The 16,596-nt window shown below is 70.5% G+C and carries 15 protein-coding genes; 10 read left to right on the plus strand and 5 right to left on the minus strand.

Translation table 11 applies throughout. The features are described 5' to 3' along the window. Window positions 1-6 precede the first annotated feature (6 nt). Genes dapF through galE form a run of 5 tightly spaced genes read left to right on the plus strand, consistent with a single transcriptional unit; the run spans window position 7 to window position 6,995 of the window. Window positions 7-819 carry a diaminopimelate epimerase gene (gene dapF, locus ACY1JX_RS16655; RefSeq protein WP_181756095.1) on the plus strand — a complete coding sequence of 271 codons (813 nt, stop codon included), beginning with the start codon at window positions 7-9 and terminating at the stop codon, window positions 817-819. Further along, the gene (gene hflX, locus ACY1JX_RS16660) at window positions 816-2,210 is read left to right on the plus strand and encodes a GTPase HflX (protein ID WP_462564659.1); all 1,395 of its coding nucleotides are present in this window, start codon (window positions 816-818) and stop codon (window positions 2,208-2,210) included. Before dapF ends, hflX begins: the two co-directional genes overlap by 4 nt. A 56-nt stretch (window positions 2,211-2,266) precedes the next feature. Then, entirely contained in the window at window positions 2,267-4,216 is a 1,950-nt protein-coding gene (locus tag ACY1JX_RS16665; RefSeq protein WP_462564660.1) for an ATP-dependent DNA helicase, read from the plus strand. Between the two features lie 42 nt (window positions 4,217-4,258). After that, window positions 4,259-6,004: a hypothetical protein gene (locus ACY1JX_RS16670; protein ID WP_462564661.1), complete on the plus strand. Its 1,746-nt coding sequence runs from the start codon at window positions 4,259-4,261 to the stop codon at window positions 6,002-6,004. A gap of 22 nt (window positions 6,005-6,026) precedes the next feature. Further along, a complete protein-coding gene (gene galE / locus ACY1JX_RS16675) occupies window positions 6,027-6,995 on the plus strand; it encodes a UDP-glucose 4-epimerase GalE (RefSeq protein ID WP_462564662.1) in 969 nt (322 codons plus the stop codon). A 24-nt stretch (window positions 6,996-7,019) separates the two neighbouring features. Here galE and lexA read toward each other — a convergent pair whose 3' ends face one another. After that, window positions 7,020-7,706: a transcriptional repressor LexA gene (gene lexA / locus ACY1JX_RS16680; protein ID WP_462564663.1), complete on the minus strand. Its 687-nt coding sequence runs from the start codon at window positions 7,704-7,706 to the stop codon at window positions 7,020-7,022. A gap of 82 nt (window positions 7,707-7,788) precedes the next feature. On the opposite strand from lexA, the gene ACY1JX_RS16685 reads away from it, so the two are divergent. Further along, window positions 7,789-8,097, plus strand: coding sequence for a hypothetical protein (locus tag ACY1JX_RS16685; RefSeq protein ID WP_181756090.1), 309 nt, complete (start codon window positions 7,789-7,791; stop codon window positions 8,095-8,097). A 7-nt stretch (window positions 8,098-8,104) separates the two neighbouring features. On the opposite strand, the gene ACY1JX_RS16690 is transcribed toward ACY1JX_RS16685, so the two are convergent. After that, window positions 8,105-8,575, minus strand: coding sequence for a hemerythrin domain-containing protein (locus ACY1JX_RS16690; RefSeq protein WP_462564664.1), 471 nt, complete (start codon window positions 8,573-8,575; stop codon window positions 8,105-8,107). Window positions 8,576-8,697: 122 nt separating this feature from the next. Next, window positions 8,698-9,624 carry a YihY/virulence factor BrkB family protein gene (locus tag ACY1JX_RS16695; RefSeq protein WP_462564665.1) on the minus strand — a complete coding sequence of 309 codons (927 nt, stop codon included), beginning with the start codon at window positions 9,622-9,624 and terminating at the stop codon, window positions 8,698-8,700. Window positions 9,625-9,794: 170 nt separating this feature from the next. Between ACY1JX_RS16695 and ACY1JX_RS16700 the strand changes: the two genes are divergently transcribed. Further along, a complete protein-coding gene (locus ACY1JX_RS16700; RefSeq protein WP_462564666.1) occupies window positions 9,795-10,196 on the plus strand; it encodes a LysM peptidoglycan-binding domain-containing protein in 402 nt (133 codons plus the stop codon). A 185-nt stretch (window positions 10,197-10,381) separates the two neighbouring features. Next, window positions 10,382-10,870, plus strand: a complete 489-nt coding sequence (locus ACY1JX_RS16705) for a hypothetical protein (RefSeq protein WP_462564667.1) — start codon at window positions 10,382-10,384, stop codon at window positions 10,868-10,870. A gap of 62 nt (window positions 10,871-10,932) precedes the next feature. On the opposite strand, the gene ACY1JX_RS16710 is transcribed toward ACY1JX_RS16705, so the two are convergent. Next, entirely contained in the window at window positions 10,933-11,439 is a 507-nt protein-coding gene (locus tag ACY1JX_RS16710) for a Dps family protein (protein ID WP_181756085.1), read from the minus strand. Between the two features lie 54 nt (window positions 11,440-11,493). Then, complete coding sequence (locus tag ACY1JX_RS16715; RefSeq protein ID WP_462564668.1) at window positions 11,494-12,600, minus strand: RNA polymerase sigma factor; 1,107 nt, start codon at window positions 12,598-12,600, stop codon at window positions 11,494-11,496. A gap of 395 nt (window positions 12,601-12,995) precedes the next feature. Here ACY1JX_RS16715 and nrdR point away from each other — a divergent pair, with 395 nt between their 5' ends. Beyond that, complete coding sequence (gene nrdR / locus ACY1JX_RS16720; RefSeq protein WP_286928274.1) at window positions 12,996-13,511, plus strand: transcriptional regulator NrdR; 516 nt, start codon at window positions 12,996-12,998, stop codon at window positions 13,509-13,511. 100 nt (window positions 13,512-13,611) lie between these two features. Then, window positions 13,612-16,530: a vitamin B12-dependent ribonucleotide reductase gene (locus tag ACY1JX_RS16725; protein ID WP_462564669.1), complete on the plus strand. Its 2,919-nt coding sequence runs from the start codon at window positions 13,612-13,614 to the stop codon at window positions 16,528-16,530. Window positions 16,531-16,596 lie beyond the last annotated feature (66 nt).

The following is a 16,596-nucleotide window of genomic DNA, read 5'->3' on the forward strand; positions in this document are numbered from 1 at the left end:
GGGGACATGGAATTCACGTGGTTCAAGGGGCATGGCACCGAGAACGACTTCGTGCTGCTGCCCGACCACGACGGCACCCTCCACGGTGACCTCGACCCGGCGTTCGTGGCCGCCCTGTGCGACCGGCGCCGCGGCATCGGCGCCGACGGTGTCATGCGCGTCGTGCGCTGCACCGCGCTGGGCCACAACTCGCCCGCCGAGTGGTTCATGGACTACCGCAACGCCGACGGCTCGCTGAGCCAGATGTGCGGCAACGGCATCCGCGTGTTCGCGCGCCACCTGCTCGAGCAGGGTCTCGTCGAGGGGCCGGAGTTCCCGATCGACACGCGCGACGGGCTGAAGTTCCTCTCCGTCGTCGGCGACGAGATCGCTGTCGACATGGGGGCCTTCACCACCGGCACGCACTCCAAGGTCTCGGCCGCCGGCCAGACCTGGGAGGCGCTCGAGGTGCACACCGGCAACCCGCACGCCGTCGCGTTCGTCGACCGCGTGCAGGACGCCGGCACCCTGCTGGAGCAGCCCGCGTTCTCCGAGTCGGTCTACCCCGAGGGCGTCAACATCGAGTTCGTCGAGCGACGCGGCACCCACCACGTGGGGATGCGCGTCCACGAGCGCGGGTCGGGCGAGACCCGCTCCTGCGGCACCGGGGCGTGCGCCGCGGCGATCGCCACCGCGCGTGCCGACGGAGCACACGATCCCACCGAGTACCGGGTCGACGTGCCCGGCGGAACCCTGCACGTGACCGTCGAGCCGGAGCGCACCGTCCTGCGGGGACCGGCCCGGATCGTGGCCGGCGGAACGATGGAGTGGCGCGGATGAGCGACGAGACCCGTCCCGACCTCCAGCAGGGGGAGATGGACCTGCAGGACCGTTCGTCGCTGCGCCGTGTCGCCGGACTGTCCACCGAGCTCGAGGACATCAGCGAGGTCGAGTACCGCCAGCTGCGGCTCGAGCGCGTTGTGCTCGTCGGCGTGTGGACCGAAGGCACCGTCAAGGACGCCGAGAACTCCCTGACCGAGCTCAAGGCGCTGGCCGAGACGGCCGGCTCCGAGGTGCTCGACGCGCTCATCCAGCGCCGCCAGAAGCCCGACCCCGCCACCTACATCGGCAGCGGCAAGGTCGAGGAGCTGCGCGAGGCCGTGCGCGCGACCGGTGCCGACACCGTGATCTGCGACGGCGAGCTGGCGCCGAGCCAGCTGCGCAACCTGGAGGACCGCGTCAAGGTCAAGGTCGTCGACCGCGTGGCGCTGATCCTCGACATCTTCGCCCAGCACGCCAAGAGCGCCGAGGGCAAGGCCCAGGTCGAGCTGGCGCAGCTGCAGTACCAGACCCAGCGCCTGCGCGGCTGGGGCGGCAACCTGTCCCGGCAGGCCGGCGGCCAGGCCGCGGGCGGCGAGGGCATCGGCGGCCGTGGTCCCGGTGAGACGAAGCTCGAGACCGACCGCCGCCGCATCCAGGCCAAGATGGCGAAGCTGCGCCGCGAGCTCAAGGAGCTGCGCGGCACCCGCGAGACCAAGAAGGCCGAGCGCCGCCGCAACAAGATCCCGTCGGTCGCGATCGCCGGGTACACCAACGCCGGCAAGTCGAGCCTGCTCAACCGGCTGACCGGTGCGGGCGTGCTGGTCGAGGACGCGCTGTTCGCCACCCTCGATCCCACCACGCGTCGCGCCGAGACATCGGACGGACGCGTCTACACGCTCTCGGACACCGTCGGCTTCGTCCGGCACCTGCCGCACCAGCTAGTGGAGGCGTTCCGCTCCACCCTCGAGGAGGTGGCCGACGCCGACCTCGTCCTGCACGTCGTCGACGGGTCGCACCCCGACCCCGAGGGCCAGATCGCCGCGGTCCGTGAGGTGTTCGCGCAGATCGAGGCCGTCCGGGTCCCGGAGGTCATCGTCATCAACAAGGCCGACCAGGCGGACCCGTTGGTGCTCAAGGCGCTGCTGGCCCGCGAGCCGCACGCGGTCGTCGTGAGCGCCCGCACGGGTGAGGGCATCGACGAGCTGCTGAACGCGATCGAGGCCGACCTGCCGGTGCCCGAGGTGCTGGTCGACGCGGTGGTGCCGTACTCGCGCGGCGACCTCGTGAACCAGCTGCACCTGCACGCCGAGATCGAGCAGCTCGAGCACGTCGCCGACGGCACGCACGTCGTCGCGCGCGTCCACCCCGAGCTCGCCGCCGAGCTCGAGCAGTTCGCCCGGGCCCACTGAACCGGTCCCTGTGGATCGGTGAGTCCGCGGCTCCGGCGGACAGGTAGCGTTCTGCCATGCCCTCCCGACCCGGTGTGACCGACGTTCTCGGTGCCGCCGTCGCGGCGGTGGGCGGATCCGAGCGCCCCGGGCAGGTCGCGATGGCCGAGGCGGTCGCAAAGGCGTTGTCCGAGGAGCGTCACCTGCTGGTCCAGGCCGGCACCGGCACCGGCAAGTCGCTGGGCTACCTCGTGCCGGCGCTGCTGCACGACAAGCGCGTCGTGATCGCGACGGCCACGCTCAACCTGCAGCACCAGCTCGTCGAGCGCGACATCCCGGCCCTCAAGGAGGCAGCGCGCGGCACGATGTCCACGGTGCCGCACCACGCCGTGCTCAAGGGCCGCGCCAACTACGCGTGCCTGCACCGGGTCCGCCAGGGCGCACCCGACGACCAGGGCGTCCTGGTCGAGGTCCCCGAGGGCTCGCTGGGCGCCGAGGTCGTGCAGCTGCGCGAGTGGGCCGAGGACCAGGCCCAGGGCGGCCACGCGGGCGACCGCGACGGCGCGCCCACCCACGGTGAGCGCGCCTGGCGCCAGGTCAGCGTCTCCTCGCGCGAGTGCCTCGGCGCCGCGCGCTGCGAGTACGCCGCCGAGTGCTTCGCCGAGCGGGCCCGCGAGGACGCCGCCAACGCCCACGTCGTGGTCACGAACCACGCGATGCTCGCGATCGACGCGATCGAGGGCATCCCGATGCTCCCGGAGTTCGACGCCGTGGTGGTCGACGAGGCGCACGAGCTCGCCGCCCGGGTCACCCAGGCGTCCACCGACGAGCTCGACCCCGGCCTCATCGAGCGAGCCGCCCGCCGGGCCCGGTCGTACCTCGACGACGGGGGCACCGCCGACGACCTCAGTGACGCCGCCGACGCCCTCGCCGATGCACTCACGCACGTCCAGCCCGGCCGCATCGACGCGATCGAGCCCGCCCTCGCCGGCGCGCTCGCCCTCGTCCGCGACAGCGCCCGTGCGTGCTTCTCGAACTTCACCAAGGAGAAGGGCGAGGAGGCCGATCCCGGCCGCCAGCAGGCGCGCACCTCGATCGACGACGTCCGCAGCGTGGCCGAGCGCATGGCCGCCGGTCGCGAGACCGAGGTGCTGTGGCTGGGGGAGGGCCGCACCGGCCTGCACCTGCGCATCGCGCCGATCGACGTCTCGGGCGCCCTGCGCGAGAAGCTGTTCGGCGAGAAGACCGTCGTGCTCACCAGCGCGACGCTCACCCTCGGTGGCTCGTTCGGTCCCGTCGCCGCGTCCCTCGGGCTCGACATGAAGGGCGAGAACTGGACCGGTCTCGACGTCGGCTCGCCCTTCGACTACCAGCGCCAGGGCATCCTCTACGTCGCGCGCCACCTGCCGGCGCCCGGCCGCGACGGGCTCGAGGCCGAGCAGCTGGGCGAGATCACCGCCCTCGTGAAGGCGGCCGGCGGCCGCACCCTCGGGCTGTTCTCCTCGCGGCGCGCCGCCGAGCGGGCGGCCGAGTACGTTCGCGAGTCGCTGCCCGACCTCGACATCCTCTGCCAGGGCGACGCCCAGCTGCCCGAGCTGGCCCGCCGCTTCGCCGAGGAGCCGAGCGCGTGCCTGTTCGGCACGCTGAGCCTGTGGCAGGGCGTCGACCTGCCGGGGGACACGTGCACCCTCGTGATCATCGACCGCATCCCGTTCCCGCGCCCCGACGACCCGCTCAGCAGCGCCCGCCAGCGCCTCGTCGAGCGTCGCGGCGGCAACGGCTTCATGCAGGTGGCCGCGCAGCACGCCGCGCTGCTGCTGGCCCAAGGGGTCGGACGCCTGATCAGGCGCTCCACCGACCGCGGCGTGGTGGCGATCCTGGACCCGCGCCTGGTCACCGCGAGGTACGGCGGATTCCTGGCTTCCTCCCTGCCGCCGCTGTGGCGGACCACCGACCGATCTGTGGTCACCGCGGCACTGCGCCGCCTCGACGAAACGGCGAAGGCGGGGAATCAGGCCTCGGTTTGATACCGTGGCCCCGACTCATCGCTCAACCAGCTCGGGGATCCCATGCCGTTCCGTCTTCCCTCGCTCGCCGCTGCATGCCTGGCGCTCGTCGGATCTCTCTTCGTCGCCGTCGCACCTGCGCAGGCCGCGGGCACACTGTCGACCAAGACCGCCCTCGTGGCCATGACCGACGCCGGGTACGGCGCCGTCTGGGCGCGCTGCACCAAGAAGAAGACGTGCAAGGGCCACATCTGGGTCGACGGCGTCTCCTCCCAGAAGCGCAGCTTCAAGGTCAAGGCCCGGTCGTCGAGGTACGTCACCTTCCGCAACACGACGTGGCGCGCGAAGCCGAAGGCGGTCGTGCGGATGAGTGGCGCGGCTGCGCGCCCCATCACGCAGCAGGCCAAGGTCACCTACGGCACCATCTCCGGCACCGTCGCCCGCACCGGCGGCGCGGCCGCCACCGGCGTCAAGGTCGAGCTCTGGCGCCTGGGCTCGCGCAACCGCAACGTGCTGATCTCCACCGCCAACGACGTCGAGCGCAACGGCGGCCGCTTCTCCTTCCGCGTCCGCATGGGGGCGAACAACTCCCCGTCCGCCAGCTACAAGCTGCACATCATCGGCACCTCCGGCGGCGAGCGCCGCTCGTGGTGGTTCCGTGGCAACGGCGCGGGCGCCTTCGCCGGCGGCGCACGTGACATGAGCGCGGGCACCACGATCCGCGTCACCCGCGGCGGGAAGTACCGCTACGTGGCCAACGCGCGCTACGCGTCGATCCGCGGCCAGGTCGTCAACGGCTCGAAGCCGGTCGCCGGCTCCGAGGTCACCATCGTGGGCCGTCCTCCCTACTGGTCCCGCTCCTCGCGCGTGCTGCGCGACCTGGACTTCATGTCCTGCGCCAACGTCTACGGACGCACCCGCACCAACTCCAGCGGTCGCTACGAGGTCGGGTTCCTGCCCACCTCCGGCAACCGCATCTACGCCGTCAAGCCCGCCGGTGGCCTGTGGTTCGGCGCGAACGACCGCGGCTGGGGCTCGTGCCACACGATGGTCAACCAGCGTGCCGAGGCCAGCTCCACGGGCCGCATGCTCCAGCTGCCCAACGGTGGTCTCTCCGGCCGCGTGCAGAACATCGGCCGGCACCGCACCAAGGTCTCAGTCATCGCCGGTGGCTACCAGGGCCGCTCCAGCTCGGCCAAGGTCGACCGCTACCTGACGATCCGCGAGTACGCGACGGGCCGCGCGATCCTCGCGTCCGACGTCGTCCGTGCCGGCAGCGGCCGCCAGGTGAGTCTGGGCGAGGGCTACTACTGGTTCGAGATGGGCCGCCGCACCGGCTGCCACGCCTGGTACAAGAGCCGTTACAAGAACAACGACGGCTACTTCAACGGACTCGATCGCGGGTTCGAGAAGTGGAAGGCCAAGAACTACAAGATGTACCGCCAGCACTGCCGGGCCTGGACGTCCGGCACGTACAAGCGCGTGTACGTCAAGGGCTCGTCGATGCGCGTCGGCCTGAAGAACTACAAGGGCGGCTCGGTCAGCGGTCGTGTCACGGCGAACAAGGTCAAGCCGCGCACCGAGCTGATGATCCGCCTGACCTCCACCGACGGCAAGAAGGTCTACCGCACCGCGATGACCGACGGCGGCGGCCGCTTCAAGGTCACCGGCCTGACGTCGGGGCGCTACCGCATCGTCGTCAACGCCGACTCGTGGCGCGGCATCTCGCGCGGGTTCTCCGGTCCGAAGACCGTCAAGGTCACGCGGGGCAAGAACAAGTCCGTGGGCACCCTGAAGTTCCGGCAGTAGCCCGGCGTCCTAGGCTGCCAGCATGGCGATCCTGGTCACCGGCGGAGCCGGCTACATCGGTGCTCACGTCGTCCGGGCCCTCGAGCGCGCCGGCCTGGAGTCGGTCGTCGTCGACGACCTCTCCAGCGGCCACCGCGAGTTCGTGCGACCCGAGGTCCCGTTCATCGACCTCAACGTCCTGCACGCGAAGCAGCTGGTCGACCAGCTCGCCGAGCACCACATCGAGGCGGTCATCCACCTGGCCGCGTTCAAGTACGCCGGGGTCTCGGTCGAGCGGCCCGCCCACACCTGGCGTCAGAACGCCGGGGGCACGCTGAGCCTGCTGCGCGCCATGGAGCGGCTCGACATCAACGCGATCGTGTTCTCCAGCACGGCGGCGGTCTACGGGACCCCCGACGTGGAGACGGTCACCGAGGACACCGCCACCCGGCCGGAGTCGCCCTACGGCGAGTCCAAGCTCGTGGGGGAGTGGATGATCCGCGACCAGGCCCACGCCACGGGGCTGCGCCACACGTCGCTGCGCTACTTCAACGTCGTGGGATCGGGTGAGCCCGACCTCTACGACTCGAGCCCGCACAACCTCTTCCCGCTGGTGATCCGGGCCCTCGCCCAGGGACACCGCCCGCGGATCTTCGGCGACGACTACCCGACCCCCGACGGCACCTGCGTGCGCGACTACGTGCACGTGGCCGACCTCGCGGAGGCGCACGTCACCGCGGTGCGCCGGCTGCTGGCCGGCAACGAGCTCGAGCGGGTCTACAACCTGGGCAACGGCGAGGGGGTCTCCGTGCGCCAGATCATGCAGTCGGTCTCCGACGCCACGGGCATCGCGTTCGAGCCCGAGGTGATGGGACGTCGTCCCGGCGACCCGGCCCGCATCGTGGCCTCAGGCGCCCTCGCGGCGCGCGACCTCGACTGGAAGCTGACCCACACGCTCGACGACATGGTCGCCAGCGCGTGGGCCTCGCGTCCGGTCGAGCCGGCCGACTGACGCCTGGCGGTCAGGCAGAGCCCGTCAGACCCGGCGCAGGACCGCGGTGACCTTGCCGATGATCTGGGCGTCGGTGCCGTCGATCGGGTCGTAGGAGGCGTTCTGCGGCAGCAGCCAGACCTCGCCGTTCTTGCGGCTGAGGGTCTTCACGGTGGCCTCGCCGTCGATCATGGCGGCCACGATCTCGCCGTTCTCGGCGACCTGCTGCTGGCGGATCACGACGTAGTCGCCGTCGCAGATCGCGGCCTCGACCATCGAGTCGCCCTTGACCTCGAGCAGGAAGAGGGTGCCGTCGCCGACGAGCGAGCGGGGCAGCGGCATGACCTCCTCGACGCGCTCCTCGGCCAGGATCGGGCCACCGGCCGCGATGCGTCCGACCATCGGCACGTAGGCCGGCTGGGGGACCGCGTCGCCGCTGCCGGTCTCGTCGACCTCGGCCGGACGCGAGCGTATCGCGGGCTTGGAGTCGGGGAGGTAGATCTCGAGCGCGCGCGGCCGGTTGGGATCGCGACGGATGAAGCCCTTGCGCTCGAGCATGCGGAGCTGGTGCGAGACGGAGGACGTGCTGGCGAGATCGCACGCGGCGCCGACCTCGCGCATGCTCGGCGGGTAGCCGTGGGACTCGATGTGGTCCTTCAGGAACACCAGGATGCGCCGTTGACGCTTGGTCAGCCCGGTCAGGTCGACCGGCTCGTCCAGGTTCTCGCTCATGCCCCGACCGTAGTCCCGGCGGAGCCGCGGATCAAACACGTGTTCGACTCGGCGTGTCCGCCCGTGGCCTAGGGTGTGGGACGTGAGCTATGTGGTGGTGGGAACGCGCGAGGGCGACCGGTGGACGGTCGACGTGTCCGGGGTGGGCACGTCCACCGTCGATGATCTGGCGCAGGTCGAGGCCTGCGCCCGCGAGGTGCTGCGCGAGCACGGCGTCGCCGACCACGCCACCGTCGACCTGCAGCTGCTGCTGCCGGACTTCGAGGTCGACCTGCGTCAGCACGGGGTGCCCGACCACGGCCTCGGGCCGGTCGAGTTGGTCAGCGGTGCGATCGCGCTCGTGGTGGTGGTCGGCGCGATCGCCTTCCTGCTCGGCCGACTCCTCGGCTGAGCGGGGCTCACAGCGGCCCGAGGGCGCTATGGGAGTCGGCGTCGAGCTCCAGCGTCTCCAGGACCGAGAGGAGCCGGCGCTCCTCGAAACGGAAGTGGCTCTCCATGACCGCGGCGATGCCCTCGAGGTGCCGGCCGAGCTCGGCAGCCGAGGCGGAGCGGTCCACCGCGTCCCGCAGGCCGGTGACGAGGTACTCGATCATCGAATGGTCTTGGCGCAACAGGCGCAGGGTGTCGGCCAGGTCGGGGTGCGCGGCCGCGATCGCGGGGAACAGCTCGTGGTCCTCGGCCCGGTGGTGGCCCGAGAGGGCCGTGCAGAAGCCGTGGCAGAACAGCAGCAGGTCGCGCGTCGCGGGGCCGGCGGCCTCGCCCGCGGCGACGGCGGCACGCGTCACTGTCAACGCCTCGCGCAGCCGCGCGTGGACACGGCGCAGCTCCCGGCTCCAGGCGATCAGCCTGGTCTTCTCGCCCTCAGTCACGCGAGGGCGAAGGCAGCGACGAGGTCATCGTCGACTCCTTCGGATCCCACGCCTCCATGCCTGGCACGGACTGCCACCGGCACGCGACGCTGTTCCCAAGGTACCAAGCCTCGGCCGTGCCCTCAGTGGCGCAGCTTGTCGTCCAGCTCCTCGGTGAACCGGTCGAGGCCTGCGGCGACCTCGGCGTCCTGCGACCGCTGGCGCGCCAGGTGCTCGTCCTCGCTGAGGGTCTCCCTGGTGACGATGTGCTCGCGGGCGGCCTCGACGCAGGCGCCGAGCAAGATGGCGTACATGCCGATCCAGAGCCACAGCAGCAGCACCACGACACCGGCCAGCGCTCCGTAGGTCTTCGAGTAGTTGCCGAACAGGTCGACGTAGAGCGAGAAGCCCAAGGAGACCAGCAGCCACAGGGCGGCCGCGATCAGCACGCCCCGGTTGACGATGCCGCTCGTCGACGGCCGGTCGGGCGCGACGCGGTAGAGCACGCCGATCGCGATGGTGATGCCGCCCGCGAGCACGACCCATCGGAGGGCGTTGGCGAGCAGGCGGAACCCCGGCACGACGTCCACCACGTCGAGGACAGCGGGCACCACCGCGACGAGGGAGATGGCGACCAGCCCGAACACGACCCCGGCGGCGGTCAGCCCGAGGGCGAGGGCCTTGCGCGCGATGAAGGACCGGGTGTCCTGGAGTCCGTACAGCTGGTTGATCGCGGTGACGAGGTTGCCGATGCCGCCCGATGCCGCGTACACGGCCAGCACGATCGCGATCACGGCGCCGAGCCCGAGCGAGCTCGACGGCGCCGAGGTGAGCTGCTCGATCTGCCCGTTGATCAAGGAGGCGGCGTCCGCGGGCAGGGTGTCGGAGATCCGCGCGGTCTGGTCGGCGACGGTCGCGGGGTCGGCCACCAGGCCGTAGATCGACACGGCGGCGATCAGCGCGGGGAACAGGGAGAGGAACAGGTAGAAGGCCACGCCCGCGGCCAGCAGGGGAGCCTGGCGGGCGGAGGCCTGGCGCCAGGCGGTGAGGAAAGTGCGGACGATCGACATGCCCCGACGCTAACGGCGCGGAGCGCGCGCCGCACGACACGCCGTTCGAACAAGTTTTCGACGGTGTTCGATTTTGTCGGAGCTCCGTCGTACAGTCGTTCATGTGTTCGATAGAACACGTGATCGAATCGAACGCCGCGCGACACTGCCGAACTTCCCCGGAGGCCATCATGAGCATCACCCTCGACCACACCCCGTTCGCCCCGCTCGACCTGGCGCGCCGTCCCGTCGTCACCCGTACGACGTACGCGTCCGCCGCGGCGGCGCCCTCGACGCCCGTGCGTCTCACGGGTCGGGGCCGCGTCGCCATCGTCGCGGTGGCGCTCGCGATCATCACGACGCTGGTGATCGTCTTCGGGTCGGCCGTCGTGGCCACGGGATCGGCCTCCGACCCGGGCATCGTCACCACCGTCACGGTGCAGCCGGGCCAGACCCTGTGGAGCATCGCCGCCGAGGCGCGTCCGAACGCGGACATCCGCGCCACGGTCGACGAGATCGTCAAGCTCAACGCCCTCGAGGACGGCGCGCCGCTGCCCATCGGCTCCACGCTGGCGGTTCCCGTCCAGGACTGAGCTCCCGCTCCACCGCGCCCGCACACGGCGCCCATCGATGCCTCGGGGAAGGGGCCGGTGGGCGCCGTGTGCGTCTTCTCGCGGGTGGTCCCGCGTGTTCGACACGCGTTCATCGCCGAGTCGGCCCGATCCGGACCGCGGCGGCGTAGCGTGAGTCGTGACACCGACGTCGAGGAGGTTCGCCCATGGCCATCGTCGCCCATGGTCACCAGATCCACGTGATGACCAGGTTCCGTGGTCAGGTGCTCAGCCGTGCCGGCCTGCTGCTGGCAGCCAGTGCCGTCACGTGGCTGGTGCCGGTCCGTGACGGCGCCCACGGCGTCGACACTCCGTCGGTCTGGCTCGGCAGTGCCCTGACCGAGATCTCGACCCCGATCGCCGTCGGCCTGCTGCTGGCCCTTGCGGTGGCCGGATACGTCTGGCAGCGGGTGCGCCCCGCCGACATGGGCGCCCTGGCATGGGTCGTGGCCGGGGGAGTCCTGGGCTTCGCCTCCCTGGCCCTCGTCCTGCTGAGCGGTCTGGGGGAGGGCCCGGTCTACTGGTGGCTCGCGGTAGCGGTCGTCGTCACCTCCATGGCGCTGCAGGTCCTCGCCGCGCTCGCGGGGCACGGGGTCGCGGTCCTTCAGGACCGTCGGGCGCAGGGCCACCAGGCCCATCCCCACACTCTGGTCTGAGCCGGACAGACGTCTGCCCCGGTCGTGGACCGGGGCAGACGTGCGTTTTCGGGGTGGTGCGGTCAGCTCTTGAGATCGCCGCCGGCGCTCTCGAGGTGCGCGCGCACGAACCAGTGGAACAGCTCGAGCGTGCTGATCTGCCCGATGACCATGTCCTCGGTGACCGGGTCGAGGTCCGCGACGGCGGCCTGCGCCTTGCGGTGGTCGTCGATCAGGCCGATGTACACCTGGTCGAGGGCCTTGAGGTGCTCGGTGGTGGTGGCCCGGCCGAGGGGGTAGTCGTCCCACGACCGGCCCTCGACGATCGCGGCGGGCGTGCCCAGGGGCACCGCGCCGAGAGTGGCGATGCGCTCCGCGGTCTCGTCGACCATGTCGCGGACCTCCACGACGTGCGGGTCGATCATCTCGTGCACGGCGATGAAGTGGGGACCCACGACGTTCCAGTGCACATGCTTCAGGGTCAGCATCAGGTCGTTGAGTGCGTTCAACCGGTCCTGCAGCGTCTTCGCGATGCTCTCGCCATCGGCGATGCTGAGACCGGGAACCGTGTACTTGGGTTTGGTGGCCATGCCTCCACCGTAGGGCGCTCGCCACCGCTCGCAACCGCAGCGGATGTGACCTGCCTAGCGCTCCAGCTCGCCGCGCAGCCGCTGGTGCTCGGTGGCGCTGCGCACCCGCGCGACGGCCGCGCTCCAGGCGCGGTCGGCCTCATCGGTGCGGTCGAGCCGGCGCAGCAGTTCGGCCCGCGTGGCGTGGAAGAGGTGGTTGTCCAGGCCCAGTCGCTCGACGCTCTCCAGGGCCGTCTCGGGGCCGTGCACCTCCGCGACCGCGCACGCCCGGCCCAGCGCCACGGCGTCGGACGGGGAGACCTGCATGAGCCGGTCGTGCAGGGCCAACAGGCGGTTCCAGTCGGTGTCCCTCGCCTCGTGAGCCGTGACGTGGGCGGCCTGGATCGACGCACGGATCTGATAGGGGCCCGTGCGGCCGTCGCGCTGGCTGCCGCGGAGCAGGAAGAGGCCCTCCTGGATCTCGTCCTGGCGCCACAGGCTGCGGTCCTGGCGCGAGAGCGCCCGGAGGCTGCCGTCGTCGTCCAGGCGGGCGTCGCGGCGGGCGCGGGTGAGCAGCATGAGGGCCAGCAGCGCCTTCGGCTCCTGCTCGTCGGGGAACAGCTGGACCACCGCACGCGCGGTCTCGAGTGCCTCGCGAGGCAGGTCCACGGAGTAGTTCGGGTGGACGATGCCGTCGTCGAAGATCAGCAGCAGCACGTCGAGCACCCGGCCGAGGTGGCTCTCCGCCTCGCGCTCGGGGATGGCGGCACCGAGAGCCCCGCGGGCACGGTTCTCGGCCCAGGCGATCCGCTGCGCCATCGTGTCGTCAGGAACCGAGAACGCGCCGGCCGTGTCGGGGACGGGCAGTCCGGCGGCGGTCGTGAGCATGAGCGCGATCCGGGCGGCCTCGGGCAGTGCGGGGTGGCAGCAGGCGGCCAGGGTGGTCAGGACGTGGTTGCCGTCCTCAGGCTCGGCCTCGTGCCCGGGGGCGAGGCCCGCGATGCGTGCGGTGGAGGCGAGCAGGTCGTGGGTGGCGGCGTCAGGATGCGCGAGTGCCTGGTCGACCGCGACCCGCGCGGCGCCGACGTCGCGCAGGCGCACGGCGACCGAGGCGAGGGCGTTCAGGCGCGCCGATCGCAGTTCGGGCGAGAGGGGCAGGACCATCGTGATCTGAGAGGTCATCGAGGGGCCGGTCGGAGCAGGTGGTCGTGGGACATCGTGGCTCCCTTCGGTCCGGCGCTGCCCCGTGGGGGCCTGGCTGTTGGGGGTGACCCCTCGATGTTCGCCGACACGCCCGGAATCCGCGACTCGAAATCTCCAGACCCCGCCCTGACCTGCGCAAACGTCCTCCGATCAGGGCCCGATCCCGTTTCTGTCGGACTTCTTTGCGAAGTTGTTGCTTGGCGTCGATGCGCCGCGTACAGTAACCACTACATCTAGTAGTTACACGGATGTGATTCTCCACATATAGGTCCACAGGCTTCCCCCTGTTGCCCACACCCTGTGCGGAGATGTCCACAGCTCGTCCCCAGGTTCGTCCACGGGGACCCGGGTCTGCCCACGCGAGGAGGAAGACGATGCACTGCCCGTTCTGCCGCAACACCGACACCCGCGTGCTCGACTCGCGCGTGGCCGACGAGGGCGGCTCCATCCGCCGACGCCGCGCCTGCTCGCAGTGCGAGAAGCGCTTCACCACGATTGAGCAGATGCAGCTCATGGTCGTGAAGCGCTCCGGGGCCACCGAGCCGTTCGTCCGCGAGAAGGCGATCGCGGGCGTCGCCAAGGCCTGCAAGGGCCGTCCGGTGTCCACCGACGACCTGGCCTGCCTCGGCCAGCAGGTCGAGGACGCCCTCCGCGCCTCGGGCCAGGCCGAGATCAACACCCAGGACATCGGGATGGCGATCCTCGAGCCGCTGCGCGACCTCGACGAGGTGGCATACCTGCGCTTCGCCTCGGTCTACAAGTCCTTCGACTCCGCCGACGACTTCGTCGCCGAGATCGCCGGTCTGATCGCCGACCACGCCGACATCGAGCAGGTGCTCGACGCGTCGACCCGGCCGTCGTCCCCCCAGTCGTCCGACCACGGGTCCTGACCCGTTCCGGTCCGTTCGACGCCCCACTCTCTCCACACTCAGTCATCTTCACCACAGAGCCACACCAACCTCACGCAGCACACCAGGACAGGAGCACCACATGACCGAGACGGTCGGCGGGAACTCGGGACCCGCCCCTCGCACCAGCCGCAAGTCCTCCAAGGCAGGCCTCAAGATCGAGCGCGTCCACACGACCGAGGGCGTGCACCCGTACGACGCGGCCACGTGGGAGCGACGCGATGTCGTCCAGACCAACTGGAAGACCGGCGAGACCGTCTTCGAGCAGCGCGGCGTGGAGTTCCCCGACTTCTGGAGCCTCAACGCCTCCACGATCGTCACCACGAAGTACTTCCGCGGCGCCGTCGGCAGCCCCGAGCGTGAGCAGAGCCTGCGCCAGCTGCTCGACCGCGTCGTGCTGACGTACGTGAAGGCCGGCAAGGACTTCGGCTACTTCGCCAGCGACGTCGACGCCGAGATCTTCGAGCACGAGCTGACGTACATGCTCCTGCACCAGGTCTTCAGCTTCAACAGCCCGGTGTGGTTCAACGTGGGCACGTCCAGCCCGCAGCAGGTGAGCGCGTGCTTCATCCTGGCCGTCGACGACTCGATGGACTCGATCCTGAACTGGTACCGCGAGGAGGGCCTCATCTTCAAGGGCGGCTCCGGTGCCGGCCTGAACCTCTCGCGCATCCGCTCCAGCAAGGAGCTGCTCCGCTCCTCCGGTGGCACGGCCTCGGGCCCGGTGTCCTTCATGCGTGGCGCCGACGCCTCCGCCGGCACGATCAAGTCCGGTGGTGCCACCCGTCGCGCCGCGAAGATGGTCGTGCTCGACGTCGACCACCCCGACATCGTCGAGTTCGTCGAGACCAAGGAGCGCGAGGAGGAGAAGATCCGCGTGCTGCGTGACGCGGGCTTCGACATGGACCTGGGCGGCTCGGACATCACCAGCGTCCAGTACCAGAACGCCAACAACTCGGTGCGCGTGAACGACGAGTTCATGGAGGCCGTCGAGGAGGGCACCGGCTTCGGCCTGCGCGCCCGCACCAGCGGCGAGGTCATCGAGGAGATCGACGCCCGCGAGCTGTGGGGCAAGATGGCCCAGGCCGCGTGGGCCTGCGCCGACCCGGGCATCCAGTACGACTCGACCATCAACGACTGGCACACCACGCCGGAGTCGGGCCGCATCACCGCCTCGAACCCGTGCAGCGAGTACATGCACCTGGACAACTCCAGCTGCAACCTGGCCAGCCTGAACCTGCTGAAGTTCCTCACCACCGAGGGCACCTTCGACACGCAGAAGTTCGTCAAGAGCGTCGAGTTCATCATCACCGCGATGGACATCTCGATCTGCTTCGCCGACTTCCCGACCGAGGCGATCGGCGACACGACCCGCAAGTTCCGCCAGCTCGGCATCGGCTACGCCAACCTCGGCGCCCTGCTGATGGCCTCGGGCCTGGCGTACGACTCCGACGGCGGCCGTGCGCTCGCCGGCTCGATCACCTCGCTGATGACCGGCACGTCCTACCGCCGCAGCGCGGAGCTGGCCGGTGTGGTCGGCGCCTACGAGGGCTACGCGGCCAACGTCGACGGCCACCAGCGCGTCATGCGCAAGCACCAGGCGGCCAACGACGAGATCCGCACCAAGCACGCGATGGACATCGCCGTGCAGAAGGAGGCCACCAAGCAGTGGGCGGCCAACCTGAAGATCGGTGAGAAGAACGGCTGGCGCAACTCGCAGGCCTCGGTCCTGGCGCCCACCGGCACCATCGGCTTCATGATGGACTGCGACACCACCGGCATCGAGCCCGACTTCTCGCTGGTCAAGTTCAAGAAGCTCGTCGGCGGCGGCTCGATGCAGGTCGTCAACCAGACGGTCCCGGCCGCGCTGGAGAAGCTGGGCTACACCGGCGAGACGATCGAGGCGATCGTGGAGTTCATCGCCGAGCACGGTCACGTCATCGACGCGCCGGGCCTGCGCCCCGAGCACTACGAGGTCTTCGACTGCGCCGTCGGCGAGCGTGCCATCAAGCCGATGGGCCACGTGCGGATGATGGCGGCCTGCCAGCCGTTCCTGTCCGGCGCCATCAGCAAGACGGTCAACATGCCCGAGACCGCCACGGTCGAGGAGATCGCCGACGTCTACTTCCAGGGCTGGAAGCTCGGCCTGAAGGCGCTCGCGGTCTACCGCGACAACTGCAAGGTCGGCCAGCCGCTGTCCAGCCAGAAGTCGCAGGACGACAAGACGTCGGCCGAGGCGCCCCAGGCCGAGGTCAAGGTCGTCGAGAAGATCGTCGAGAAGCCGATCCGTCGCCGCCTGCCGAAGTCGCGTGCGTCGATCACCACGAGCTTCAGCGTCGGCGGTGCCGAGGGCTACATGACCTCCGGTGCCCACGACGACGGCACGCTGGGCGAGATCTTCCTCAAGCTCGGCAAGCAGGGCTCGACCCTGGCCGGCGTGATGGACGCGTTCAGCATCGCGGTGTCGATCGGCCTGCAGTACGGCGTGCCGCTCGAGACGTTCGTGAGCAAGTTCACGAACCTCAAGTTCGAGCCCGCCGGCCTGACCGACGACCCGGACGTCCGCATGGCGCAGTCGATCATGGACTACGTCTTCCGCCGCCTGGCGCTGGACTACATCGACTTCGACACCCGTTCGGCGATGTCGATCTTCTCGGTCGACGAGCGTCAGCGCTACCTGGACACCGGCTCGTACGAGCCGGCCAAGGGTGACGGCTCCACGGCCGCCGAGCTGGTCACCGACGAGCCCGCGGGCGCGTCGCCGCAGCAGGCCGCCGAGCTGAAGGCCGAGGCGCAGATCGCCGACGCCGACGCGGTGGCGGTCCAGATCGAGACGGCGCGTCCGGCCACCGGCCAGGCGCACACCTCGGCCGAGCTGCTGGAGGAGATCACGGGTGCGGCGGTCGACAGCCCGCTGTGCATGACCTGCGGCACGAAGATGCGGCCGGCTGGCTCCTGCCACGTCTGCGAGGGTTGCGGCAGCACCAGCGGCTGCAGCTGATCGTCCACGAACCGCGGCGCGGTCGTCCCTGGGGAAGGGGACGGCCGCGCCGCTTTCGTGCGTCCG

The organism is Aeromicrobium sp. JP4 (genome assembly GCF_054957925.1).

Bases quoted from the DNA above. Each gene is read 5' to 3' on its own strand.
- ACY1JX_RS16725 (WP_462564669.1), top strand. From the start codon at position 13,612: ATGACCGAGACGGTCGGCGGGAACTCGGGACCCGCCCCTCGCACCAGC.
- galE (WP_462564662.1), top strand. From the start codon at position 6,027: ATGGCGATCCTGGTCACCGGCGGAGCCGGCTACATCGGTGCTCACGTC.
- dapF (WP_181756095.1), top strand. From the start codon at position 7: ATGGAATTCACGTGGTTCAAGGGGCATGGCACCGAGAACGACTTCGTG.
- ACY1JX_RS16670 (WP_462564661.1), top strand. From the start codon at position 4,259: ATGCCGTTCCGTCTTCCCTCGCTCGCCGCTGCATGCCTGGCGCTCGTC.
- lexA (WP_462564663.1), bottom strand. From the start codon at position 7,706: ATGAGCGAGAACCTGGACGAGCCGGTCGACCTGACCGGGCTGACCAAG.
- ACY1JX_RS16700 (WP_462564666.1), top strand. From the start codon at position 9,795: ATGAGCATCACCCTCGACCACACCCCGTTCGCCCCGCTCGACCTGGCG.
- ACY1JX_RS16710 (WP_181756085.1), bottom strand. From the start codon at position 11,439: ATGGCCACCAAACCCAAGTACACGGTTCCCGGTCTCAGCATCGCCGAT.
- ACY1JX_RS16705 (WP_462564667.1), top strand. From the start codon at position 10,382: ATGGCCATCGTCGCCCATGGTCACCAGATCCACGTGATGACCAGGTTC.
- hflX (WP_462564659.1), top strand. From the start codon at position 816: ATGAGCGACGAGACCCGTCCCGACCTCCAGCAGGGGGAGATGGACCTG.
- nrdR (WP_286928274.1), top strand. From the start codon at position 12,996: ATGCACTGCCCGTTCTGCCGCAACACCGACACCCGCGTGCTCGACTCG.
- ACY1JX_RS16715 (WP_462564668.1), bottom strand. From the start codon at position 12,600: ATGACCTCTCAGATCACGATGGTCCTGCCCCTCTCGCCCGAACTGCGA.
- ACY1JX_RS16665 (WP_462564660.1), top strand. From the start codon at position 2,267: ATGCCCTCCCGACCCGGTGTGACCGACGTTCTCGGTGCCGCCGTCGCG.
- ACY1JX_RS16695 (WP_462564665.1), bottom strand. From the start codon at position 9,624: ATGTCGATCGTCCGCACTTTCCTCACCGCCTGGCGCCAGGCCTCCGCC.